Below are 26173 nucleotides of genomic sequence, written 5' to 3'. Positions count from 1 at the left end.
TGTAGTAATTGAATTCTAAAAGAAAGTAAAATAGTGACAAATCAGAAAATTTAGATTAGAATATTTATTCTAATATAGAGAAAATAAACTATATTTACTTTTACAATATAACATATCGGTAATAAAAATACAAAATGAAATAATGTGACACTTCAGTGAAATGAAAAAACCAGCTCCATAAAAGAGGGAGCTGGTTACAATGAAATTATTTAACAAAGCGTTTTTCAATATCATCTAGTAGTAAGTTAGCGGCCATTACACCACCAGCTGTATTCCAAATAACGTCGTCAACTTTGTATGCTTTTCCGCTCTTTACTGCATTTAAGTTTTTAAAGAGAGGATCGTTTATATATTCTTTTTCTAGTTCAGAACCTTTTTTCTCATTGCCTTTATCGAATGTGAAGTAGAATAATACATCGCCATCCATTGCTGAAATACGCTCTTTAGATACGTTACGTTCGGCGAAATCATCTTTGTTTTGATCTCCAGGACGTTTAAATCCAAGTTCTTTTAAAATAACACCAGAGAATGTATCGCCATGATAAATACGAACATCACCAGGCATAAAGCGTACCATAGAAATTTCTTGATTTACTGTATCACCAAGTTTGCCTTTTAAATCTTCCATACGTTTTCCGTAATCAGCTAAAACTTTTTGACCTTCTTTTTCCTTATTTAAAGCCTTTGCATAAAATGTGAAGTTATCTTTCCATTCACCACGTAATGTTTCCGAGAAAACAGTAGGTGCAATAGCTTTTAATTGCTCATACACTTTTTCGTGGCGCATTTTGTTACCAATAATTAAGTCTGGTTTTAAAGAAGCAATCGTTTCAACGTTAACTTGTCCTTCGTCGCCAACAACTTTTACATCTTTCATTTTATCCTTAATATGTGGATACCACGGATCACCAGTCCAAGACTTTACAGCACCAACGGGTTTCACACCTAATTCAAGTAAAGCTTCAGTTCCTTCATTCGTTAAAATAACTACACGTTTTGGATTAGCAGGAACTTCTATTTTACCCATTGCGTGTTCAACGGTAATCATTTCTTTTTTATTATCTTCTTTTGTTGATTCTTCTTTGTTATTTGATTTTCCACAAGCACTTAAAAGAAGTGAAAAAGCTAGCAGAAATACAAATACTGTAAACGATTTCTTTTGCATGAAATTCATTATGTACCCCCTACATGTTGAGAATATTTTTCAATAGCAAGCATGATATTAAGCCTTTATCTTTTGATTGTCAATATATATTACTGAAAATAGTTCTCATTATCGTTGACAATGAGAATTAAGTTGAAATACACTTACAACGTATCATTATACATTGAAGGGGAAACGCTGCATGTTATTAAAAACAAATCAAGCAAAATGGATTGGATTACTTGTTGGAATCATTGCAGTCGTTATTTGTATTTGGGGAAGCATTATTTTCGGATATACAAATACGAGCTGGAAATTAGCTTTAGATGCTTTTTTCCATTTTAATGGTTCAAATGAGCATATTATTATTCAAAATGTGCGTCTACCAAGGGCGTTAATTGCAGCAAGTGTTGGTGCTAGTTTAGCCATTGCAGGTTGTTTAATGCAAACTTTAACAAAGAATCCGCTTGCTTCTCCAGATTTTATTGGATTAAATTCAGGCGCTGCGTTCTTTATAGTTGTAGCAATTGTACTCTTTTCCGTGACATCATTATCAGCTTTTACATGGATTGCCTTTTTAGGAGCGGCAGTTGCAGCAGTACTTGTATTTGCCTCTAGTTCTTTAGGAAAAGAAGGGACAACGCCTCTTAAGTTAACATTAGCAGGTGTAGCGATAAGCGCTTTATTTTCATCATTAACACAAGGGTTACTTGTATTAAATGAAAAAGCATTTGAAGAAGTGTTATTTTGGCTTGCCGGATCTGTACAAGGAAGAAAGTTAGAGATTTTACAATCAGTATTCCCGTATTTATTAATAGGCTGGATTGCATCTTTTATGATGGCAGGGAAAGTAAATACATTAATGATGGGGGAAGATGTCGCAAAGGGGCTCGGGCAACGAACGATTTTAATGAAATCATTCGTGTTACTTATTATTGTACTGTTGTCTGGTGGTTCAGTTGCGGTTGCTGGTCCAATTGGATTTATTGGCATCGTTACTCCTCATTTCGCAAGAGCTCTTGTTGGGGTAGATCACAGATGGAGAGTACCCTATAGCGGATTGTTAGGTGCAATACTATTAATCTTGGCTGATATAGCAGCAAGATATGTCATTATGCCACAAGAAGTACCAGTAGGGGTTATGACAGCATTTATCGGGGCCCCATTCTTTATTTATATTGCACGTAAGAGAGGGCTTAGCAAATGAAGAAGTATATTCCGTTTCGTATTGGAAAAGGCGAGCTCTCGTTTTTAATGTATAAACGAGCTTGTCTCGTCTTATTGAGTTTACTAGTTGTTTTAATAGGATTATTTTTTGCGAGTGCAGGTATGGGAGATATGAAAATTGCTCCTTATGACGTATGGCAAGCGATTACCGGAAATGGTGATGCGATGTCAAATATGGTTGTAAATAAATTTCGTATGCCACGTATTTTAATTGCTATCCTCGTAGGAATTGCGCTTGCGGTAGCGGGCTGTATTTTACAAGGGCTCGTTCGAAACCCACTTGCTTCTCCTGATATCATCGGAATTACGGGCGGGGCAAGTGTTGCAGTTGTACTCTTTTTAGCTATATTTAGTGATAAAAACAATGCGTTAACAGTAAGCATTCATTATATGCCGCTAGCAGCTTTTGCTGGGGCAACAATTGTAGCGTTTTTTGTATATTTATTTGCCTGGAAAAATGATGGATTATCACCGATTAGTCTCGTTTTAATTGGTGTTGGATTTTGGGCATTAACGAAAGCAGCAACAACTTTATTTATGTTGTTAGCACCAATTTATCAAGCAAGTCAAGCGAATGTATGGATCACAGGTACTGTTTATGGCTCTTCGTGGCAAAACGTTATGATACTTGCGCCGTGGGTTCTTATTTTAACGGTAATATCATTTATAGCGGCTAGACATTTAAATGCTCAAGAGTTAGGGGATGATATTGCGGTAGGACTGGGTGTTCCTTTAACGAAGTCACGCGTATTCATGTTATTACTTAGTACAGCTTTAATTGGCGGGGCAGTTGCCTTTGCAGGAGGAATTGGATTTGTTGGTTTAATGGCACCTCATATTTCGCGAAGATTAGTTGGCTCTTTCTACGGTGCATTGCTCCCAGTTGCGGCGATTATCGGTGCAATTCTAGTACTCGCTGCAGATTTAATTGGGCGTACAGTTTTCGCACCACTTGAAATTCCAGCAGGGGTATTTACATCAGCAATTGGTGCACCTTATTTTATTTATTTACTTTATAAAAGTCGGAATTCATAAAGGGAGATGAATATGCAAAAAGCATTGGAGACGAAACGCTTGACGCTGTCGTATGGTGAAACGATTATTATCGATGAGCTGAATTTAGAAATTCCAAAAGGGGAAATTACAATCTTCATCGGTTCTAACGGTTGTGGGAAATCAACTTTATTACGTTCACTAGCTAGATTATTAAAGCCAACAACCGGTGACATTTTGTTAGATAATCAAGCAATTCAAAGTATGCAAACGAAGCAAATCGCTCGTCAAATGGCGATTTTACCGCAAGGGCCACAAGCACCGGAAGGACTTACGGTATTACAACTTGTAAAGCAAGGACGTTATCCATATCAAACATGGCTGAAGCAATGGTCCGAAAAAGATGAGGAAATGGTACAAAAAGCGCTTGCTGCAACGGGTATGACAGAATTTGCTGAGCGTGATGTTCATGCCCTTTCAGGTGGACAACGTCAACGTGCTTGGATTGCAATGACCCTTGCACAAGATACAGATATTATTTTGCTTGATGAGCCGACTACATATTTAGATATGACGCACCAAATTGAAGTGTTAGATTTATTATTTGAATTAAATGAAACAGAGCAAAGAACGATTGTTATGGTCTTGCACGATTTAAATTTGGCATGTCGTTATGCAGACAACATTGTAGCTATTCAAGATAAACAAATATATGCGCAAGGTAAACCAGAAGAAGTTATTGACCAGAAGTTAGTTCGGGATGTATTCCGTATGGAGTGTCAAATAAGCGCTGATCCGTTATTTGGGACACCGCTCTGTATCCCGCATGGAAGAGGAAGACGTGTACTTAAAGAGGCTGTTCAGGCGATGAGATAACGAAAAAAGACGATGAGGATTCATCGTCTTTTTTATTTTTGGCAAGAAAATAATAGAAAAAGGGGAATACGTAAACGTCGTTCATATTCTTCTTCATCTTGAAAACAGTTTCGATTTGGTGTAGCTTCTTTTAAGCTTGTAATCGTAAATCGGGCTTGTTGTAATAATGTAAAATATTCTTCCGTAGTCCGGTGATATTTAATAACTTCTTGATCAATCCATGGCTCAACTCGTTTTCCTGTTTCGAAATAATCATCGACGAGCCAACTAGTTCTTTTACCACTCGTTTGTAAGCTTTCAAATGAAGAGGTAATAACGGGATGTTGAACGCTAAAGGTGAAGGTTCCGTGTGTTTTTAAAGCTTGAAACACATTTTGAAAAATGATATCAAGGTGTTCAATATAATGTAAGGCGAGTCTAGATGTTACTAAATCAAAAGTAGAAGGAGGGTATGTGTAGTCTTTGAGGTTTAAAAAATGAACGGTGCCATTTTTATTTTCTAGTTGTTTTTTAGCTTTTTCATACATAAGCTCGGAGCCTTCAATACCAGTGTAAGAGTGGCATCCATGTTCTAATAATTCTTCGCCGAATTTAGCATCACCACAACCTAAATCGAGGATTTGTTTTCCTGTTACATTGCCAATGAGCTGAAAGAATGCTGGTTTTTCAAGGGATTCGTTTGGACTATTTTCTCGATATCTTCGCTGCATATATTGCTCTAAAAACGATTCGTTATTATATACATCAGATTCAGTAAATGCCATGTTTAAAGCCTCCCTAAATATTTTTTTTATTCTATCAAATATGAAAAGTAAATGATAGATTTCTTGTAATGAATCATATATAATCTAAAATTGTAAGCGGTTTCTTTAAACTATTTTTCTATAATAAATTCTGAAAACGTGTTAAGCTAGTAGAGGGATTATTAGAACTATTAAGACAATAATCCGCTTACATGAACGATGGGAGGCTTCACGATGTCTAGTAAAACACTTGCAAACTTTTTAGAAGAAAATTTAGAGGATTTAAAATCAAAGGGGCTTTATAACGTAATTGATCCGCTTGAAAGTCCAAATGGACCGATTATTACAATTGGCGGAAAAGAATATATTAACTTATCTTCAAACAACTACCTTGGATTAGCGACTGATAATCGCTTACAAGAAGCAGCAATTGGTGCAATTCATAAGTACGGTGTTGGAGCAGGAGCTGTTCGTACAATTAACGGTACTTTAGATTTGCATATTAAATTAGAAGAAACAATTGCAAAGTTTAAACATACAGAAGCAGCAATTGCTTATCAATCAGGATTTAACTGTAATATGGCAGCGATTTCAGCTGTTATGGATAAAAATGATGCGATTCTTTCAGATGAATTAAACCATGCATCTATTATTGATGGTAGTCGTCTATCAAGAGCGAAAATCATCGTTTATAAGCATTCTGATATGGAAGATTTACGCAAAAAAGCAATCGAGGCAAAAGAATCAGGTCTTTATAATAAATTAATGGTTATTACAGACGGTGTTTTCTCAATGGATGGAGATATTGCAAAATTACCAGAGATTGTTGAAATTGCAGAAGAACTGGATTTAATGACATATGTAGATGATGCACACGGTTCAGGTGTACTTGGCAAAGGTGCAGGTACTGTAAAACATTTCGGCCTTTCTGATAAAGTTGATTTCCAAATGGGTACATTATCAAAAGCAATTGGGGTAATTGGTGGATATGTAGCTGGGAAACAAAACTTAATCGATTGGTTAAAAGTGCGTTCACGTCCATTCTTATTCTCAACAGCTTTAACACCAGCTGATGCAGCTGCTTGTATGAGATCAATTGAAATTCTAATGGAAAGCACAGAGTTACACGATCGTTTATGGGAAAATGGTCGCTATTTAAAACAAGGGTTAAAAGAACTTGGCTTTAACATTGGAGAAAGTGAAACACCAATTACACCTTGTATTATTGGTGATGAAGTATTAACACAAGAATTTAGTAAACGTCTAAATGAAGAAGGCGTTTACGCAAAATCTATCGTATTCCCAACCGTAGCAAAAGGAATGGGACGCGTTCGTAATATGCCTACAGCAGCTCATACGAAAGAAATGCTAGATGAAGCAATTCGTAAGTATGAAAAAGTAGGGAAAGAAATGGGTATCATTTAAGTAACGACATCTTTTGAATAGCTTGCAAATGGGGAGTGGGAAAAATGAAAAAAATTCTAGTAACCGGTTCTTTAGGGCAAATTGGTTCTGAACTAGTAATGAAACTTCGTGATGTATACGGCGCATCAAATGTTATTGCAACAGATATTCGTGAAACAGACAGTGAAGTAGTAACGTCTGGTCCATTTGAAACGTTAGATGTAACGGATGGACAAAAATTACATGATATTGCAAAGCGTAATGAAGTAGATACAATTATTCATTTAGCGGCTTTACTTTCAGCAACTGCAGAAAAAAATCCGTTATTTGCTTGGAATTTAAATATGGGCGGACTTGTAAATGCATTAGAAGCAGCACGTGAATTAAACTGTAAGTTTTTCACGCCAAGTTCTATCGGTGCATTTGGTCCATCAACGCCAAAAGATAATACACCACAAGATACAATTCAGCGTCCTACTACGATGTATGGGGTAAACAAAGTAGCAGGAGAATTACTATGTGATTATTATCATCAAAAGTTTGGCGTTGATACGCGCGGTGTACGTTTCCCAGGCTTAATTTCTTACGTAGCTCCTCCAGGAGGCGGAACAACTGACTATGCAGTTGAAATTTATTATGAGGCGATTAAAAAAGGTACATACACCTCATACATTGCAGAAGGAACATACATGGACATGATGTATATGCCAGATGCTTTACAAGCAATCATCTCATTAATGGAAGCTGATCCAAATAAACTAGTTCATAGAAATGCGTTTAACATTACAGCAATGAGCTTTGAACCAGAGCAAATTGCAGCATCAATCCGTAAACACATTCCGAACTTTACAATGGATTACGCAGTAGATCCAGCTCGTCAAACAATCGCTGATAGCTGGCCGAACTCTATTGATGCAACAGCAGCAATGAAAGAGTGGGGCTTTAAAGCAGAATATGATTTAGACAGAATGACAACTGATATGCTGGCTAAGTTAAAAAAAAAGCTCGCATCTGAGTTAGTAATGAATTAATAGGAAGAGCCGATTCTTAGGAATTGGCTCTTAATTATTTTAGGAAGGGAGAAAAGCAACATGCAAAGAGTTGATGTTGTATATGCATTAATACACGATAGCGAAAAAGATAAAATATTAATGGTACATAATATAGAACAAAACGTTTGGTCATTGCCAGGCGGGGCTGTTGAAAAAGGTGAAATATTAGAGGAAGCACTAGTAAGAGAAGTGAAAGAAGAGACAGGTTTAACTGCCGCACTCAGTGGACTTGTCGCATTAAATGAGAAGTTTTTTGAAGAGAAAGGACATCATGCATTGTTTTTTACATTCCGAGCAAATGTAGTAACAGGTGAACTTCGTGCAGAAGATGAAGGAGAAATTTCCGCAATCGAGTGGGTAGATAGAAAAATCGCGAATGAGCGATTCCCATACTACGATGGAGGGTTCGAATTATTATTAGAAGTTTCCATTCCATACAAGTTTCAACCAGAAACAAAGTAAGTTAACGAAGAAAAACAGGAGCCTCGTGGCTCCTGTTTTTCTATTCAATCGTCTTCAGTAATAGTTTCTTCAACAATGGTTTAATCTTCAGGCGTAAATCTTCAGCATGATTTGCAACTAAGAAGTGATGGTTATAAATGTTTTTCATTAGTTGATAAGTCGCTTCTTTCGCTTCGCCTTCTTCGATAAAGATGCCGATTACTTCCATACCACTTTTACGAGCAAGTTTGACTGCTTCGTGCGTATCTAAAATTCCGTCTTGTTGATAGTCTAGTGCAGAAGGTTCACCGTCTGTAAAGACAAGTAAGAATTTATGTTTTTCTGGTCTTTTCGCAAGCTTTTCGGAAACGATACGAATAATATACCCGTCGCGGTTATCTTCTTCTTCGCGAAGTTGCATAATTTCTGGACCGACGTTTGGTAACGTTGAGTTTTTATACGTAACAACTTCATGGATAACGTTCGGTTTATCTTCAGGTTTAGCACTAGAAGCATCTTCCCAAAATCCACTAATAGCGTGCGGAATTTTTAAAGATTTTAAAGCTTCATGGAATAGGACCACACTCTTCTTCGTTTCTTCCATTTTGTTATACATAGAACCAGAGCAGTCCACTAATAGTTGGAATGCAACGTCGAGCTCTTGTGATTCTTGTCCTTTTTTATAAAACATACGCGGCTGTTTTTCAGTATAAATACGAAGGAATTTCTTACGAAGCCTTCCGTAATATTTATCACTGTTTGCATTCGTTTTGTTTTCAATTGTTTTTTCGATAATTTTCTTTAATTCTTTTACATCTTTATTAACGACTGATTTGATGGCTTGGTAATCTTTTTTCTCATCAGGATTCGATTTGCGAGCTTCTTTAAATGTATGAGAAGCTCCCACATTATACTTGCCGTATGCACCGTCGTTTTGGCTAGAAGCATGAGACGCTCTTGCTTCCTCTGTATCAGCACCATCAAAGTTAGATTGTGTACTTTTTTGGGAAGTACCTTGTACAGAACCAAGTGCTTGGTCACCATCTTCTGATTCACGAGCAGTATCACCCATCATATTTGTTTTTGTTCCGCTTTCTAAATCAAAGCGTAAAAAGTTCTCGTTTTCATTGTTTTTATTTTCACGGTGCCATGTCGAGAAGCTTTCATCCATTTTGTTTTTGTTATCATCGTCATCTAGGAGCTGCGTATCATCATTTGCTAATTTTTCAGCGCGACTGTCTTTCTCATCTGTAATAACAGATAAATAAAGCGGTGCATGTCCGAAATAATTATTAAGCATATCACTTTCAAGAAGTCCTTCTAAACGATAGCGGATTTTCTCAACAATATACATAATATCTTCCGTATTACGAGCTTGGAATGTTTCATGCAAAATTGATTCAATTTGCTCGAAATATTCATTATTAAACATTTCATATTTATCACTCGTTAATGAAAGATAGCATAGACAAAATAGACGATCACCGTGATAGTTACGAACACGATTTATTTCATTTTGTGAGCCAAAGTAATTGCGATACATTTCTTTTCGGCGTTTAAAAATATGTTTTGTGCCAGGACGTAAATTTTTGACGATTTCCTCAACACGTAAATCTTCTAATAGAACAAATAATTGTGTTAAAAACTTTTTTAGAGGCGATTCTTGTAACTCAATCGCATAAGAACGAATTAAAGTCATGTCCGAGTAATGTTTATTACCAAGTGCCTTTAAGAACACTTCGCTTTTTAATCCGATTACTGTATCCTCTTCTTTTCGATCATCCCAAAAGTGACTAATGACAACCTTTTTTTCAATTTCGTCGTAGTATGCTTTATAGCCATACTCAAGATAGGCATCGTCTTCTTTTAGAAGAGCATACATTAAGTTTTCCATTTGTAGAAACAGCGACGCATCAATTTTTTTGTCACTAAAAATTTGTCTCATGAATTATCCCTCAAAGAAATAACTTTCTGCTAATTCACGGACAGTCATTTGTTCTGTTTCATCGTTTAATTTTGCGATAATACTACGTTCAATTGCACGCATAACAGGAATATATACACCTAAATCACATGCATCGATAATGCCACGAATACTAGCTGCTTCTTCACTTACGCGCCCATCACGAGCTAAAGGCATAAGATCGCTTGCGAATGCAACGAACTTTTCAATTGTTGCAACATCATTTAATTTTGATTCAGATAGTAATAGTTCTTTTAATGTATCACCTTGAATGTAAGGAACTTCAATAATAACGAAACGGTTTTTTAAAGCTTCGTTTAGTTCACTTGTCCCAACATAACCTTCGTTAATCGCAGCAATTACGCGATATTCGTCATCACCGTATACAACTTCTTGTGTAAATGGGTTTGTAATCATTTTACGGTAATCTAATGCGCCGTGAAGAAGTGGTAACGTTTCAGGTTTTGCCATATTGATTTCATCAATATAAAGGAAATGACCGTTTTTCATTGCCTTCATAAGAGGACCGTTAACGAACGTAACTTCAGATGCGCCGTCTTTTGTTTGTAATGTGTTGTATCCTAAAATACCTTCTACATCTAAGTCGACAGAACAGTTAATGCTATGCATTGGTTTTTGGAATAAAGAAGAAAGAGTTTCCGCTAGTACTGTTTTACCACTACCAGTTGGTCCTTTTAATAGAATGTTTTTACCAAGTAAAAGTGCTGTAATGGCATCTTCAATAATGCTGTTATCAGATGCTTTATATATTTTCTTGCCAATTAAATGTGCATTTTCACCAGCTTCTTGTTTATTCTTTTCGTGAATTGTAGAAAGCTGCTGTTTTAAATCAGAATGTATATGAAATTGTTCTAACATGTATTTCCCACCTAACATTATTTTCATAAAGTAATACATCTTATGATAACTTGTTTTAATATGGTATGCAAAGAAAAGGAGAAGGGGGAAATATAAAAGAAAAAGCAATCAATATCACATTGATTGCTTATAGTAAAGGAGAAATGAGTCGCATAAAGGACTCTAATATTCGTTTTTTGATACTTCTTTTTTGGAACGAGTTCCATTTAATTTCAGTGGAGTGTTTAAAGTCTTCTTCAAAATCGCGTTTAATATCATGAACGGTTTCTGATTCATATAGTACGCTAATAATTTCATAATTCAATTCAAAGCTACGTACATCCATATTTGCTGTTCCGATTGTTGCAATTTTATCGTCAACGAGTACAATCTTTGCGTGCATAAATCCATCTTTATAACTGTAAATAGAAGCACCAGCTTTTAAAAGTGGAGTGAAATAGGATTGAGATGCTTGATCGCTAATAATACTATCACTCTTACCAGGATATAAAATGCGTACATCTATGCCAGATATTGCACTTAAGCGTAATAATGTTAAAGTTTCTTGATCCGGAATAAAGTATGGTGTAGCGATCCAAATAGATTTTTTGGCTGAGCCCATAATAGCTAGTAATGTATTACGAATACTTTTATCATCTGAGCTTGGTCCACTTGCTACAATTTGCACCGCACCTTCTGCATCCGGAATTTCTTTTCCTGGGAAGTAGTGTCTATTCATAAATTGATCCCAAGAATAAGTATTCAATCCACTAGACGCATAAAGCCAATCTTCTAGAAAGATGGCTTGTAATTTATACAATGCTTTTCCTTCTATTTTTAAATGACTATCACGCCAAACAGGGAATTTTTTTGAGCGACCAAGATATTCATCACCGACGTTGAGCCCTCCGGTAAAACCAATTTCTCCATCTACAATGACGATTTTACGGTGATTACGATAATTAACTGTCTCGAGTAACCAAGCTGAAAAAATAGGGTCAAATTCGACAATTTCAATTCCAGCTTTTTTCATAGGTTGTAAAAATCGTCGTCTTAACGTATTACTTCCGAGTCCATCATAAAGGAAGCGTACAATAACACCATCTTTTGCTTTTTGTATTAAAGCATCTCGTACTTTTGTACCAATCTCATCAGATTTATAAATATAGTATTGAATATGTATGTGATGTTTTGCATTCTCGATTGCGTTCAAAATTTCTGAAAAGGTTTGATCACCGTTTGTTAAAAGTTTTGTTGTCGTTCTATCTGCGGCAGGCCCGCCTCCGAATTTTTGTACGACTTCTGTTAAATGTATAGAACGTTCATGTAATGGGACTGTGAGTGATAATTCTAGTCGTCTTCCTTCTAATATTTCGCGGAATAACTTTCTTTGTTCTTCTGAACGATGAAGATGTTTTTTTCTTCTCCAACGGCTACGCCCGAAAATAGAGTATAAAAGGACACCTACAACAGGAAGAAGTGCTAATACTAAAAACCACGCTAAGGTGCTTTGGGGTGATCTATTTTCGATAAAAATAACGAATGAAATTCCTACGATTGTGATGGACCATAGAGCACCAACAAACGTATATAACGAAATAACCGATGTATTTAATAGGAAAAGAACGATAGATACGATTGTAAATATTAATAATAATTGAACGATAGGTTTCTTCATTTCTATAAAATTCCTCAAATCTTTCTTAAATATAGACTTCTTATATAAAAGGTGTAATCTGACATTCTTATTATAAAGTGTTTTGTTTTTTTTACAAAATATAGACATTTTCCCCATGCTTTCCGCATTTGTCCTACATACAGTATATTATTACATTTTTATATAGAAAAGGGGATGAATAAAATGTACGATCTTCCATTTGGTGGATTTGTACATTCTCCATTTTTAGGAGGAGGATTCTTTCCTGGAAGGGGCTTTACTTAGTCCTGCGTTTAGTTATGGCGGATATTGCTATCCATACTATACGGATTATTAACAGTATCCTTACTATTCATACAACACATATTAAAGTAGGGAAATTGAAAAGGAGAGGAAGAGAAATGAACTATATGCTAAATCACGGAGGATATTATCGTAATCATCATGGTGGGGGAGGGCATAATCACCATGGAGGACATAATCACCATGATGGGCACAATCATTATGATCATCATCATCATCACGGTGGTGGATGGGGCTGGGGTGGCGGCTCGTGGGGCGGAGGGTTTTTCCCAGGAAGTTTTGCTGGAGGCATGTTAGGTGGGCTTACAGCTGGCGCATTAACGGGTGCAGCAGGTGGAGGCTACTATCCAGCACCGTACCCAGTAACGTATCCAGCACCATATCCAATGCCATACCCGGGTTATCAGCAAATACCATATCAGTATTAAACTAAAAAAGAGGATATCCTCTTTTTTAGTTTAATACTTTATTTATAAATATTTCCAAAACCAAGGTGAAAATATGTTAATATGTTGTTATTATAATTCAATATGTTAAATGCAAATTTTGGCTTTATCCCGCTATTTGTGGGCAGTAAAACCCCCACCTCAAAATTCAGCTGGAACAAAGAAGTTAGGTGGAAGCCCTGCTACCCGTAAAAGCACGATTGGTGATCAGTTGGGATGAACAAAACCCCCACTGATTAAAGTTTCACTTTATAGTATTATTCGTGAATCGTTGCATTTTGTATATTAATCTCTATTTCATTATGTATCGGCAGTTAGATTTACATCTTAACATTTAATGAAATAAAAGAGGTTAGGTGTGAGGTCGTATTAGTAGGGAGCAGAGGCTAATAGTGATGAAATTGTCACTTTACAAATTCAAAGAATGTAAGAGAATACTGTATAATAAGCTTAGATAAGTAGAGAGATGAGAAGCTTCTACTATAATTAAAACAGCACCATATTGCTTTTTTTTATAAATAATATTATGTTATTTTAATCGGCCTATTTAGAAAAAAATTGTGATTTATCCCGCATTAACGGGCAGTAAGACTCCCACCTCAAAATTCGGTGAATGTGAGGAAGTTAGGTGGGAGATAAAAGCCCGATTGGTGAAGGCTAATAATCAGTGGGGGATGGACACCCCCCCCTACTGATTAAAGTTTCATTTTATGTAAAGGCGTATTGTTAGAAAATGAAATATCTCTATTTCTATGAAGAGAAACGAGTTGTGTTTTAGTCAGATAGGAAGCAAGGAGAGGTGCGCATGCTAGAACAAAGAGGTCATGCATTATATGACTCTTCATTGCAAGATTTAAAATTAGCATTAGATGAGTCTTCAATTGTTGCTATTACAGACCGAAATGGTCTTATTACATATGTGAATGATAAATTTTGTAAAATATCAAAATATAAAAGAGAAGAGTTAATAGGAAAAGATCACCGTATTTTAAATTCCGGATATCATCCGAAAGCATTTTTTCAAATCCTATGGAAGCGTATTTTGAGTGGAAAAGTCTGGACAGGGGAAATTCGAAATCAAGCAAAAGATGGTACGTATTATTGGGTTAAAACAACAATTGTTCCATTTTTAAATGAAAAGGGAGAACCTTATCAATTTATTGCAATTCGAAATGATATAAGTAGTAGGAAAGAAGCAGAACAAAGATTACGATTAAGCGAAAGTCGTTATAGGGAACTTGCTTATCATGATGCGTTAACAAGTTTACCGAACCGTTTACAGTTAATTACGACTGTAAATAAGATGATTGCAGAGAAAATAGAGTTTGGCATGATTTACTTTGATTTAGATCGTTTTAAATTAGTGAATGATACGTTAGGTCATATGATAGGAGATTTACTTTTAAGCGAAGTTGCTTCACGGTTGCATTATGTGCTAGGAGAGAAAGATGTTCTAGCTAGGCTTGGTGGCGACGAATTTGTACTGTTAACAAAAACTCATACACATGATGAGATGAGGCAGTTAGCGACATCCGTGTTGTCATGCTTTCAAGCGCCATTTATGCTTGAAGGTCATGAAATATATATTTCAGCTAGTCTAGGACTTTGTTCCTATCCGCAAGATGGAAAAGATGTTGAAACGTTATTAAAAAATTCGGATTTAGCCATGTATAGTGCGAAAGAGCAAGGAAGAAATGCGGCGTGCTTCTTTACAGATGAATTACGTGCGAAAATAAACCGTAGAATGAAAATAGAATTTGCTTTGCAAAAAGCGATTCGTGACGAAGAATTAAAAGTGGCATTACAGCCCATTATTGATTTGAAAACAAAGAAATGTACTGGTATTGAGGCTTTAGTACGCTGTAAGACAGAAGAAGGTCCTATTTCACCAAGTGAATTTATCCCTGTAGCTGAAGAGTGTGGACTTATTATAAAACTAGGAGACTGGGTACTAGAAAAGTCATGTCGACTGTTTAAAACTTTACCAGATTATCAAGAGGGACTGAAGTTATCTGTTAATTTATCAATACAACAATTGATGCAAAAGCGATTTATTTTATCTGTTCGTAGTATATTGAAGCGAACAGGGTTTCCGCCAAATCGTTTAATATTAGAAATAACAGAAAGTATAGCTGTACGTCATTTTGATTATATTATTGCTACATTACAAGAATTAAGAAGTATGGGAATTTTAATCGCTTTAGACGATTTCGGAACAGGGTATTCCTCATTATATTATTTAAAACAACTACCACTTGATATTGTGAAAATTGATCGTAATTTTATTCGTGAGTTTCATTATGATCATGCACAACCAGAGCGAACGATTGTAAAATCGGTTATTGAAATCGCCCATAGTTTAAATTTATTAGTGGTTGCTGAAGGGGTAGAAACGGTAGAACAAGAAAGTTTATTAAAATCAATGAGTTGCGACTTTGTACAAGGTTTTTATTATGCGAAACCGTTAGATATAGGGGAACTAAAAGAAAAGTTATTAACTGATTTTTAATAAAAAAAGAGAAGCGAAAAGCTTCTCTTTTTTATTGTTTTTTTTGTGAATCTTTCATTAAAACTGGATAAAGAATAAGACCTAATACAAACAAACCAATGCCTAAGAAGAATGTTTTTAAATCAGCAGTTCCCGTTTTAATAACCCATATGGAATATAAAAATGCTAATGCAGTAATGATTCCATCTTTTATTCGAGATCCCGGCATTATATCATACGTTTCCCCCGTAATAACTAATTTTAACTGATACAAGGTAGAAACAAGGTACGGGATTAAATATGCTAATGTCGCTACAACAATAGCGAAATTATATGCTTCTGAAACAGTACCAGAAATCGTTGAGAATAAGAAAATTTGCGTCATCACATTTGTAATAAATAATGATTTTGAAGGACTACCTTTTTTATTTGTTTTACTGAAAAACTTAGGGAAAAGGCCATTTTTAGCAGCCTGGTAAGGTACTTCTGAGCTAACAACGATCCATCCTACAGTAGAGCCGAATAAAGATACGAGTGCAAGTAAGGCCATTATATAAGCACCTTTAGTACCAATTGCTAAATTTAATGCATCTACTAATGGTTTTTGAGACTCTTTTAAAGCGTCTTGTGGAAGAGCGCCCATTGTTAGTAAAGTAATTGCCATGTAAATAAGAAGAGCGATGATTAATCCGAAAATCGTAGCTTTCTTAACATCGTGCTGAGATTTTGCACGGTTAGAGAGCATAACTGCTGACTCAATACCGATAAACGCCCAAAGTGTTGCAATAGCAGCGGAATTTATTTGTCCACCCAACGAAATAGGTTGTCCAGCTTCATTCATAAATGTTTGACCGTCCCCGAAATTAGAGGCATTGAAAATGAATAATGTGATTACAATAAACATTGTAAATCCGATGATTTTTGCGATTGTTGCCAGAAGGTTCATATTTCCGGCTCTATCAATATTTTGAGAAAGAATATATTGAATTCCCCATAGCATCATACTACATACTATGAAGGTTAAAGCTTTTCCAAGTTCTAATGAAAATCCGTTTGTTGAAAAGAGAATTTGCTTACTTTGTAAAACTGGGAAGAATGTTGATAAATATCCTGCAAAGGAAATAATTACAGATGCTGTAGCAGCCCAGTTAGCAGCCCAGTATCCCCAAGCCATACTATATCCCGCAACTTTACCTGTCTTTTGAGAAGTAAACATTGCTTGGGCGTAACTTTGTGGTCCTGCTTTTAATTCTGGTTTACGAATTGCTAAATTTCCAAATACGAGTGCAATCATAAATACACCAAGTCCTGTAATACTCCATGCCAGTGTAGATCCCATTGGACCTGATACGTGTGCTAAATTTGCTGGGAGCATAAATACGCCACCGCCAACCATATTCCCGATAACAAAAGCTGTTAAAATCCATAATCCCCATTTTTTCGTTTCCATTTTTGTTAACTCCTTTGTAGTAAGTTTTGCTTAAACATCATTTTTTACTAGCATTTTTGGCAATAAAAAAAGAGCCATGTAGATAAAAAATACCTACATGGCTCTTTGCCAAAGCGTAGGTACAACGGGAATAACCCTTGTACCTACGCGTAATTTTTCCGCTAGGTTTCAAGGGTTAAGTATGATGATGATGTTTTTGTGCAAATGTAACTACAGTTGTATAAGTAAGCATAGTTCTTTGCTCCCTTTCTCCTCTGATTTTGAAGTTAGTATACTACATGTTTTTTTGAATGAAAAGAAAAATTTATAAAAATACGTTTTAGAGACTAAATATTTACCTATAGTTTTCTTGTACTGGAAAATAAGTGAGAGATTGGCAGAAGAGTATAGCGTGGTATAATACATATAGAACTAGAAGGTGACAAGGGGCTATTGTAGATGATGAGTAAGTATGAACAAATTTATACAGAAATCAGCAAGTCTATTGATAATAAACAATTAAAAGAAGGATGTAAAATCCCATCAGAAACGGAATTAATGAAGCAGTATGAGGCAAGTAGGGGTACTGTAAGAAAAGCTGTAGATTTATTGCAAGAGCGTGGATATGTTCAAAAAATACACGGAAAAGGTGTTTTTGTATTAAAGCGCAAAAACATTGAATTTAACTTTGGTGGTATTGTAAGTTTTCAAGAAGAAAATGAACGTTTAGGACGTCATTGTATTACAGAAGTCGTGGAAATAGAGAAAATGAAAGCGACACAAGATGTAGCAAAGTTATTAAACGTGAAAGAAAAAACGGAAATAAATCATATTAAACGTGTACGAAATATTGATGGAGAAAAAGTAATTTTAGATATAAACCATTTTGTATCGGAATATATTCCAGGATTAACGAGAGAAATTGCAACTGCATCGATTTATAAATACATTGAGAAAGAATTAGGGCTACATATTAGCTATTCACAGCGGGTAATTGAAGTCCAACCATGTACAGAGGATGACCGAAAGTATTTGGATTTAAATGGAACAGACTATGTTGTCGTTGTAAAAAACTTTACTCATTTATACGATGGGAGTCAGTTCGAATATACGGAATCACGTCACCGTTTAGATATTTTTCACTTTTCGGATGTGGCGCGAAGAAAATAAAGAGATGGAGCGAAATAATCGTTCCATCTCTTTATTTATCCCGCTATTTGTGGGCAGTAAAACTCCCACCTCAAAATTCAGCTGGAGCAAAGAAGTTAGGTGGGAGATCAACTGCCTGTAAACGCCCGATTGGTGAAGGCTAATAATCAGTGGGGGATGAACAAAACCCCCACTGATTAAAGTTTCACTTTATAAAAAAATCACCAACTTATATATACGAGTGTTGACTAACTTATATATACGAGTTAATATGTAAGTGTAAACGGTATCAAAAAAAGAAAAGAGGGACGGGAATATGGGGAAAGACTATCGTAAAACAGCAAAAGAAGTGTTGCAGTATATTGGTGGAAAAGACAATATTGAACAAGCTGCGCACTGTGTAACGAGGCTCCGTATCGCTTTAAAAGATGAAAGTAAAATAGATAATGAGAAATTGCAGTCTATTTCATTAGTAAAGGGAGCGTTTCATAACGCTGGGGTATTTCAAATTGTAATTGGTCCAGGTGATGTCGATCGAGTATACGCTGAATTGATAACGCTTGCAGGTATGGAAGAATCGACAGTAGCTGACGTAAAAGGTTCAGGGGATAAAAAATTAAATCCAGTTCAAAAGTTTGTAAAAGTATTTTCAGATGTATTTATGCCGATTTTGCCAGCAATTATTACGGCAGGTTTACTAATGGGGATTAATAACCTGTTAGGGGCAAAGGACTTATTTTTTGATGGGAAAAATTTATTAGAAGTATATCCGAACTTAGGTGGGCTTTGGGATTTAATTAATATGATGGCCAATACAGCATTCGTATTCTTACCGGCACTTGTTGGTTGGTCAGCAACGAAGCGCTTTGGTGGTAGTCCAATACTAGGGATTGTTATGGGATTAATGCTTGTGCATCCGGCCTTATTAAACGCGTGGGATTATGGAAAAGCAGCGACTGGTTTAGAGGGACAAAAGATTGAGTACTTCGATATTTTAGGGCTATTCCAAATTGAAAAGGTAGGGTATCAAGGTCAAATTTTACCCATTTTAGTAGCAGCATTCGTATTAAGTAAAGTTGAAATCTTCTTAAAGAAACATGTGCCAAACGCAATTCAATTATTAGTTGTACCAATTACAACAATCGTTGTAACGGGTGTGTTAGCGTTAGGAATTATCGGTCCAGTTACACGTCATATTGGCGATTTATTAACGGCTGGATTAGTTGGCGTATATGAAACGGTACCAGTAGTTGGAGCAGTATTATTTGGAGCATTATATGCACCGCTCGTAATTACAGGAATGCATCATATGTTTATTGCAATTGATTTACAGCTAATTGCACAGCACGGCGGTACATTTATTTGGCCGATGATTGCTCTTTCTAACATTGCACAAGGTAGTGCGGCACTAGCGATGTTCTGGATTTCTAAAAATCAAAATGATAAAAGTATGGCATCAACATCAGCAATCTCAGCGTACTTCGGTATTACAGAGCCAGCGATGTTCGGTGTGAATTTAAGAAATAAATTCCCGTTCTATGCAGCGATTATTGGGTCTGCTATAGCAGCGATATTTATTACATTAAATGGTGTATTAGCACCAGCAATCGGAATTGGCGGATTGCCAGCATTTATTTCTATCATTCCGAAATCGATTCCAATGTTTATTGTAGGGATGATAATCGCAGTAGTAATTCCATTTACATTAACATGGTTATTTGCGAAACGAGTAAAACAGAAGTAGGAGGAAATTAAGCATGAAAGATTGGCATAAAAGTGTAGTCTATCAAATTTATCCGAAGAGCTTTAATAGTTACTATAATAAAGAAACCGGTGATATAAAGGGAGTTACAGAGAAATTAGATTATTTAAAGGAACTTGGAGTGGATTATATTTGGTTAACACCGATATACCGATCACCACAAAATGACAATGGATACGATGTAAGTGATTATTACAGCATTGATCCATCTTACGGGACGATGGAAGAGTTTGAAGAGCTTTTAGAAGAAGCGAAAGTACGTGACATTGAAATCATGCTTGATATCGTTGTAAATCATAGTTCAACGGAGCATAAGTGGTTTAAAGAAGCAAAAGAAGATAAGAATAGTCCGTATCGAAATTATTATATTTGGCGTGATGAAAAGAATAATTGGCAGTCTAAATTTGGAGGGTCTGCTTGGAAATATGATGAGAAAACAGGGCAATATTTTTTACATCTATTTGATGAGACGCAAGCTGATTTAAACTGGGAAAATGAAAAGCTTCGTGAAGAAGTGTACGATATGATGCGCTTTTGGTTGGAGAAAGGTGTAAAAGGATTCCGCCTTGATGTTATTAACTTAATTTCAAAAGATCAAAGATTTTTAAGTGATGAAGGCACCACGGCTACAAGTGATGGGCGTAAATATTACACAGATGGTCCACGCGTCCATGAATATTTACAAGAGATGAGCCAAAATGTTTTTGAAGGGAAAGATGTAATTACAGTTGGAGAAATGTCATCTACGACAATTGATAATTGTATTAAATATTCAAATCCTGAGCGCAATGAACTAAGCATGACGTTTAGTTTCCATCATTTAAAAGTAGATTATCCGAATGGTGATAAGTGGACGAAAGCTGATTTTGATTTCATTAAATTAAAAGAAATTATGTCTAATTGGCAAATTGAAATGCAAAAGGGCGGAGGATGGAATGCGTTATTCTGGTGTAATCATGACCAGCCTCGTATCGTTTCACGGTTTGGTGATGATGAGAAGTACCGAAATGAATCTGCGAAAATGTTAGCGACAGCTATGCATATGTTGCAAGGAACGCCTTACATTTATCAAGGTGAAGAAATCGGTATGACGAATCCTAAATTCGAGTCCATCGAGCAATATCGTGATGTGGAATCGTTAAATATATATGATATAAAGCTAGAAGAAGGATTATCAAAAGAAGAGATTATAGGGATTTTAAAACAAAAATCTCGTGATAATTCACGTACTCCGATGCAGTGGGATGGAGAGGTGAATAGTGGTTTTACAACGAGTACACCTTGGATTTCAGTGGCTGATAGTTATACAGAGATTAATGTAGAAAAAGCGTTAGAAGAGAAAGAATCTGTATTTTATCATTATAAAAAGTTAATTGAACTTAGAAAAACTTGTGATGTAATTACAGAAGGGGAATATGCTATTTTAGATGGAAATCATCCTAACATTTGGGCGTATACACGTACTGTAAATAATGAAGTATTACTTGTTATCAATAACTTCTATGGAGAAGAAATAATGTACTCTGTACCAGTGAATGTTCAATTGGATGGAATGAAGCAAGAAGTATTATTATCAAATTATAAAGATCCAAGCAGAGATATTACAAATCTTAACTTAAGACCTTATGAATCAATTGTATATCGATATACAAAATAAAAAAGTTGTATGCCCGCGGGGCGTACAACTTTTTATTTTAAGACACCGCTATATAAAATATTTACTTCTACTTCTGGTTTGAACTTCACTTTTGCATAATCTTCATTCCAATTTTTTTTCTTCCATAAATCAGGGTGATAAGCGATAAGGTGTCTCCCGATACCGAAAGCATCACAATTTGCTTTTTGTAGTTTTTTCGTTATGCGTTTTGCTTCTTTTGTGAGCTGCTTAGATAATTCTTTGTTTAGTTTTTTTCTTTCTCCCATTTTATAAAGATTATCTCTCGGTGCTTCAAGAGCGATTACTTGTAGCTTTAGTTTTAGATGAGCGTAAACATTTCCTTTTTTGTCAGTCGTTATATTCAAGTCTCTTTTTAGTTTCCGATTGCTCACTTCCATTGTTAAATAATCAGATGTCTTCTCTGATTCATCGCTAGTAAGTTTTTGGGTTATACGGGCACTTGTTCCCATTTTTCCGGTTAATAACACGAATAGAACAGATTGTTTCAAAGGTAAATACCCAGTTAATTTATCGTTGTTAAATAAAGCTAACCCGTTTGTAATTACTTCTTTTCCTTTTATTTTTATAGAAGGGAGGGTAAAGTCTTTACCGGGATCTAACATTTTTGTAGCGGCTGTTTCTAAAGTTTCTTTTGGAAATACACTCATATCTTCTAAGCTTTTCACTTTTTTCTTTAGAAAATCTCCAATTAGTAAATTTCCTACTTTCTTTTTTTCGAGTATCTCGGATGTTTCACCATCTACTGCAATAAGTTTTACTAAAGCAGTTGGGTTTGTTGGATCCCGAAAGCTAACATCTAAATAGGGTAGTATACCTTTTTTTAGAATTTTGGTTCCTAGTAATTGAACACCATATTTGAAATAGCGAATATTCCCAGTTACATTTTTTTTTAGGGCATCGCTTGTATCCCTTATGTTATGCCCGGTTGCTGAATGTATTTCATTCTCGAATGAAGATTGCTCTCCGCTTGAACTTTTTACGAGCTCGACTGTTTGCTGGAGTTTATTCTCTTCCGTAATATCAGATCCAATGCTATAAGCTAATCTGGCCTCTCTTAATGGTTCTTGATCCCAACAGCCAGAAAGGAATGAACTAGCACATAATATAAAAAGTAGTTTAACTCTTTTTTTGAACATACTGTTCTCCTTTCTTATTTCGTATTACTGAATAAAGTAGAAATAAAAGAGGGAGAACAACTATGAAAATATAGGTGAACTTATCAGTGAAAGTTGAAATTACTTTTAATTCTTCAGGTGTATCTATAAATAAGGCTACACTAAAAGCAATAATACCAACGATTGGAACGGCCTTTTTATGATTAGCAAGGTTGAATATATGTCCAATTCCTATTGAGGCAGCACAGTAATAACTAGCAATAGAAGCGACAACTGTTATCATCCATATTGGTATGAATAGTAAATCAGTTCGGTCTATAATCCCGATATGCAAGGAGCGTAATAAGTAAGCAACTGGCTCTGGAATAAGTTCAACTTGTTTTGGACTGAATACGATAAAGCAAATCCAAACAGTAAAAGTATAAAAAAGCGTTACAAATCCATTAGCGATAGAAATGGCCTTCAGTTTTGCCACAGAACTGCCATTTACTTTTGGAAAAGCGATAAGAATAATTTCAAAACCATACATGGCTGTAATTGTTTCCTTGGATGCTTGAATTATATTCCACCATCCGGCTTCTGTAAGTGGAAAAATATAAGAAAAATCAGCTCGTGTGAGCCCAAGTGCAATTAAAAGTGCCATTGGGATAATAAGAATAGAAGCCATGACATAAAATCGTACAATCACTTTAAATGTATTATAGGCTACGTAGCAACAAGCTATTGTAAATAGTATGAGAATTGCAGACCAAGGGGTGGCTTGTAAGACCCATACTTTAATGACGTTACAAGCGTTTAACATGACGGTCATACCGATAAGAGTAAAATAAAAAACATAAAAAAAACCTAATAACTTTCCGATTTTATTACCAAATAGCATACAAACACTTTCATACATATCTGCATCAGGAAAGCGTTTTAAGAAAAGCCACATAAGTATAATAATAAGTTGAATTGCAAGACCAGCGATGAGAGCAGAAATCCACCCACCGCCTTTCGCAATGGGGTGAAGGCGGTTTGGTAAAGAAAGTATACCAACTCCAATTTGGCATTGAATAACGAAAAAGGTAAATTGAACAAGTGAAATTTTACTTTGCGTGTTTGTCACCGTTCTCATCCTCTCTCGTTACATGTTGTCGTTGCATTTTTTTCGGCTTTGGATCATGAGGTCGTTCCCGAAACGACCAAATTGGAAGTCTTACAAAAGAATCTTTCATATCTTTTATTCGCATCGGTGCAATAGGAGAAAGATATGGTGTATGAAATGAATGTAGCTGGCATAAATGAACGAAAGTTATAATTAGACCAAATGATATTCCTACGTACCCGAATATAGCAGCAAGGATCATTAACGGAAAACGAAGGATCCGAACTGCTGAACTCATATCGTTTGATGGAACGAGAAAAGACGCAATTGCAGTTAAAGCTACAACGATAATCATTGTATAAGAGACAAGCCCAGCCTTTACAATCGCATCACCAATTACTAAACCTCCTACGATACCGATTGTTTGTCCAACGCGACTCGGCAGACGAATACCAGCTTCTCTTAATAATTCGAAGATTAATTCCATTAATAAAGCTTCAAATATAGGAGGAAGAGGTACCTTTTCTAATGAAGCTTTAATTGTATAAACGAGTTCGAGTGGTAATACATCAGGATGAAAAGCGACGGTTGCGATATATATAGCTGGTAAGAGAAATGCGATTAAAAAGCTAACGAGCCGAATCATTCGTACGAAAGAACCAACAATCCACCGATTATTATAATCATCAGGTGATTGATAAAAAGCAAATAAAGTGACAGGAACGATAAGTGCTGTTGGATCTCCATCTGATAAAATGGCAACGCGCCCTTCCATTAAATTAGCCGCAGTTCGGTCGGGACGCTCTGTATTTAATTGTTGTGGAAATGGTGAGAAAGACGTGTCTTCTATAAATTCTTGTATGTATCCTGGTGGCATTAGTGCATCGGTCTTAATCGTTTCTAATCTTCTTTTTACTTCTGTGACGAGATCATCATTAGCTATATTTTGCATATAAACAATTGCTACTTTCGTGTGCATCTCTTCACCAAGGATAAAATATTTAACGACTAAATTTGGACTCTTAATTAGTTTCCGTACGGAAGCTAAATTAGTAGCTAAATCTTCTACAAAACCAGAATGTGGTCCGCGTACAACACCTTCATTGTCAGGCTCTTTTATATCCCTTTTTAAAGATAAAGCTGTTTCGAAAATACAAAAACTGTCGACTTGTTCATGAAAATATAATGATTTTCCTTGTAATAAAAGTTGCACACCATAATTTAAATTTGTTTCTTTTTTCATATTTAATGTGGAAAAAGCTTTATCTAAAGGCAAATCCGACCGCGTTAATAATGGCTCAAGAGCCAATTGATGAATTAAATTTTGGTCTGCTAAAGATTCGATATATAAGATTGTTCCTTTTCCATTTTGAAAAGGAACATCTAATTTTTTTATATCATCAGAATGGCAGAGCTTATTTTCAATGTAATTAACATTTTCCGAAAGTGATGGAAACATATGCTTCGTTTTATTTTTTTGTTGGTTATTGCTTTGCTCTGTCATAAGGCCCACCCTTTTAGAATTGAATTATCACTGTTAATTTTTGCTTTTTATGAAAAAATTATGCTTATATTCTTTTTAAAAAAGTAGCTTGAAAGTTACGTTACGTCATCTTTTATACTAAAGAAAATAGGATATAGGGGGATGGTGTAGATGACTTTAAAATGTATGTGGGGATGGAAAGAAATTTTATATTTATTTGTTTTTGTATTTCTGATTGTACCAGTAATGGTTGAATCTCTTTTTTATGATTATGCTTTAAAAATACTAGGGAACTCATTATATGCTGGAGTATTAATGGGACTTATAATGGCAGTGATATTTACGTTTGTAGTTTATCTTTTTTGCATAAAAAGATATAAACTGTCGTGGAAAGATATTGGAGTTCGGAAGCTTTCATGGAAAGATTTATTGTGGACATTTGTAGCGGTTATTTCTTTGATTGTAGTGAGTGTTGGAGTATTAATGATAATGGAAAAACTGGGGTTTTCTTTCGAAAATAGTAAAACGGAGACGATCCAAAATGATAAATCAATATATGCGTTCTGTATCGCGGTAATTGGAGCAGTAGTTATATCACCAATCTATGAAGAAATTTTATATCGAGGTGTTTTTTATACATTTTTTCGTGATAGATATGGCATATTGGGCGGGGTGATTATAAGTTCAATAATATTTACCGTTGTTCATATTCCAACATATAACACATTACCGGTGAATTTTTTAAGCGGTGTAGTATTCGCGTGGTTATATGAAAAAACAAATTCTATTTTATCGGCTATGATTGCACACGCACTATTTAATTTCATAGCAGTACTTCTTACATTTATGTCGAATTAAGAAGATATATAGGAGGG

At 35.4% G+C, this 26173-nt stretch carries 21 protein-coding genes; 12 read left to right on the top strand and 9 right to left on the bottom strand.

The features are described 5' to 3' along the window. Positions 1-205: 205 nt before the first annotated feature. Complete coding sequence (locus MR066_RS19760; RefSeq protein WP_242248279.1) at positions 206-1174, bottom strand: ABC transporter substrate-binding protein; 969 nt, start codon at positions 1172-1174, stop codon at positions 206-208. Between the two features lie 172 nt (positions 1175-1346). Between MR066_RS19760 and MR066_RS19755 the strand changes: the two genes are divergently transcribed. Genes MR066_RS19755 through MR066_RS19745 form a run of 3 tightly spaced genes read left to right on the top strand, consistent with a single transcriptional unit; the run spans position 1347 to position 4240 of the window. Next, positions 1347-2351 (top strand): FecCD family ABC transporter permease, encoded by a 1005-nt coding sequence (locus MR066_RS19755; RefSeq protein ID WP_002029732.1) that lies wholly within the window; start codon positions 1347-1349, stop codon positions 2349-2351. Next, positions 2348-3406 carry a FecCD family ABC transporter permease gene (locus tag MR066_RS19750; RefSeq protein ID WP_002169174.1) on the top strand — a complete coding sequence of 353 codons (1059 nt, stop codon included), beginning with the start codon at positions 2348-2350 and terminating at the stop codon, positions 3404-3406. Before MR066_RS19755 ends, MR066_RS19750 begins: the two co-directional genes overlap by 4 nt. 12 nt (positions 3407-3418) lie before the next feature. Then, the gene (locus MR066_RS19745; protein ID WP_002167083.1) at positions 3419-4240 is read left to right on the top strand and encodes an ABC transporter ATP-binding protein; all 822 of its coding nucleotides are present in this window, start codon (positions 3419-3421) and stop codon (positions 4238-4240) included. A 32-nt stretch (positions 4241-4272) separates the two neighbouring features. On the opposite strand, the gene MR066_RS19740 is transcribed toward MR066_RS19745, so the two are convergent. Next, positions 4273-5004, bottom strand: coding sequence for a class I SAM-dependent DNA methyltransferase (locus MR066_RS19740; RefSeq protein WP_242248278.1), 732 nt, complete (start codon positions 5002-5004; stop codon positions 4273-4275). 213 nt (positions 5005-5217) lie between these two features. Here MR066_RS19740 and MR066_RS19735 point away from each other — a divergent pair, with 213 nt between their 5' ends. Genes MR066_RS19735 through MR066_RS19725 form a run of 3 tightly spaced genes read left to right on the top strand, consistent with a single transcriptional unit; the run spans position 5218 to position 7901 of the window. Further along, the gene (locus MR066_RS19735; protein ID WP_242248277.1) at positions 5218-6408 is read left to right on the top strand and encodes a glycine C-acetyltransferase; all 1191 of its coding nucleotides are present in this window, start codon (positions 5218-5220) and stop codon (positions 6406-6408) included. Between the two features lie 44 nt (positions 6409-6452). Beyond that, on the top strand, positions 6453-7418 hold the full coding sequence (locus tag MR066_RS19730; protein ID WP_002125175.1) for an L-threonine 3-dehydrogenase: 966 nt from the start codon (positions 6453-6455) through the stop codon (positions 7416-7418). Positions 7419-7478: 60 nt separating this feature from the next. After that, positions 7479-7901: an NUDIX hydrolase gene (locus tag MR066_RS19725; RefSeq protein WP_002090992.1), complete on the top strand. Its 423-nt coding sequence runs from the start codon at positions 7479-7481 to the stop codon at positions 7899-7901. 40 nt (positions 7902-7941) lie between these two features. Here the strand turns inward: MR066_RS19725 and MR066_RS19720 are convergent, their stop codons facing one another. The 3 genes from MR066_RS19720 to MR066_RS19710 all read right to left on the bottom strand — a co-directional run bounded on the left by MR066_RS19720 (position 7942) and on the right by MR066_RS19710 (position 12379). After that, complete coding sequence (locus MR066_RS19720; RefSeq protein ID WP_002063762.1) at positions 7942-9825, bottom strand: vWA domain-containing protein; 1884 nt, start codon at positions 9823-9825, stop codon at positions 7942-7944. A 3-nt stretch (positions 9826-9828) separates the two neighbouring features. Further along, entirely contained in the window at positions 9829-10722 is an 894-nt protein-coding gene (locus tag MR066_RS19715) for an ATP-binding protein (protein WP_000892986.1), read from the bottom strand. 127 nt (positions 10723-10849) lie between these two features. Beyond that, entirely contained in the window at positions 10850-12379 is a 1530-nt protein-coding gene (locus MR066_RS19710) for a cardiolipin synthase (protein WP_002090987.1), read from the bottom strand. 380 nt (positions 12380-12759) lie between these two features. On the opposite strand from MR066_RS19710, the gene MR066_RS19705 reads away from it, so the two are divergent. Next, positions 12760-13089, top strand: coding sequence for a hypothetical protein (locus MR066_RS19705; RefSeq protein WP_242248275.1), 330 nt, complete (start codon positions 12760-12762; stop codon positions 13087-13089). 823 nt (positions 13090-13912) lie between these two features. Beyond that, positions 13913-15616 (top strand): putative bifunctional diguanylate cyclase/phosphodiesterase, encoded by a 1704-nt coding sequence (locus MR066_RS19700; protein WP_088038439.1) that lies wholly within the window; start codon positions 13913-13915, stop codon positions 15614-15616. A 31-nt stretch (positions 15617-15647) separates the two neighbouring features. On the opposite strand, the gene MR066_RS19695 is transcribed toward MR066_RS19700, so the two are convergent. After that, the gene (locus MR066_RS19695) at positions 15648-17045 is read right to left on the bottom strand and encodes an amino acid permease (protein ID WP_002010500.1); all 1398 of its coding nucleotides are present in this window, start codon (positions 17043-17045) and stop codon (positions 15648-15650) included. A gap of 438 nt (positions 17046-17483) precedes the next feature. Here MR066_RS19695 and treR point away from each other — a divergent pair, with 438 nt between their 5' ends. From treR to treC, 3 genes are all read left to right on the top strand, one after another. Continuing rightward, positions 17484-18194: a trehalose operon repressor gene (treR, locus tag MR066_RS19690; protein WP_002010502.1), complete on the top strand. Its 711-nt coding sequence runs from the start codon at positions 17484-17486 to the stop codon at positions 18192-18194. A 295-nt stretch (positions 18195-18489) separates the two neighbouring features. Further along, a complete protein-coding gene (gene treP / locus MR066_RS19685) occupies positions 18490-19917 on the top strand; it encodes a PTS system trehalose-specific EIIBC component (RefSeq protein WP_242248273.1) in 1428 nt (475 codons plus the stop codon). Between the two features lie 13 nt (positions 19918-19930). Beyond that, positions 19931-21592, top strand: a complete 1662-nt coding sequence (gene treC, locus MR066_RS19680; protein WP_242248272.1) for an alpha,alpha-phosphotrehalase — start codon at positions 19931-19933, stop codon at positions 21590-21592. A gap of 32 nt (positions 21593-21624) precedes the next feature. On the opposite strand, the gene gerKC is transcribed toward treC, so the two are convergent. Genes gerKC through gerKA form a run of 3 tightly spaced genes read right to left on the bottom strand, consistent with a single transcriptional unit; the run spans position 21625 to position 25319 of the window. Then, entirely contained in the window at positions 21625-22749 is a 1125-nt protein-coding gene (gene gerKC / locus MR066_RS19675) for a spore germination protein GerKC (RefSeq protein ID WP_242248271.1), read from the bottom strand. Further along, positions 22730-23836 carry a GerAB/ArcD/ProY family transporter gene (locus MR066_RS19670; RefSeq protein ID WP_016101831.1) on the bottom strand — a complete coding sequence of 369 codons (1107 nt, stop codon included), beginning with the start codon at positions 23834-23836 and terminating at the stop codon, positions 22730-22732. Before MR066_RS19670 ends, gerKC begins: the two co-directional genes overlap by 20 nt. Continuing rightward, a complete protein-coding gene (gerKA, locus tag MR066_RS19665) occupies positions 23817-25319 on the bottom strand; it encodes a spore germination protein GerKA (protein WP_242248270.1) in 1503 nt (500 codons plus the stop codon). The genes MR066_RS19670 and gerKA overlap by 20 nt, the downstream gene beginning before the upstream one ends. Positions 25320-25469: 150 nt before the next feature. Here gerKA and MR066_RS19660 point away from each other — a divergent pair, with 150 nt between their 5' ends. Then, positions 25470-26156, top strand: coding sequence for a CPBP family intramembrane glutamic endopeptidase (locus tag MR066_RS19660; protein ID WP_242248269.1), 687 nt, complete (start codon positions 25470-25472; stop codon positions 26154-26156). The last annotated feature ends 17 nt before the right edge of the window (positions 26157-26173 follow it).

The organism is Bacillus cereus group sp. BfR-BA-01523, from assembly GCF_022662615.1.
In the GTDB taxonomy this organism is placed as follows: domain Bacteria; phylum Bacillota; class Bacilli; order Bacillales; family Bacillaceae_G; genus Bacillus_A; species Bacillus_A mycoides.
Note: the sequence above shows the minus strand (reverse complement) of the source record. Positions and strands in the feature narration are given on the sequence as shown.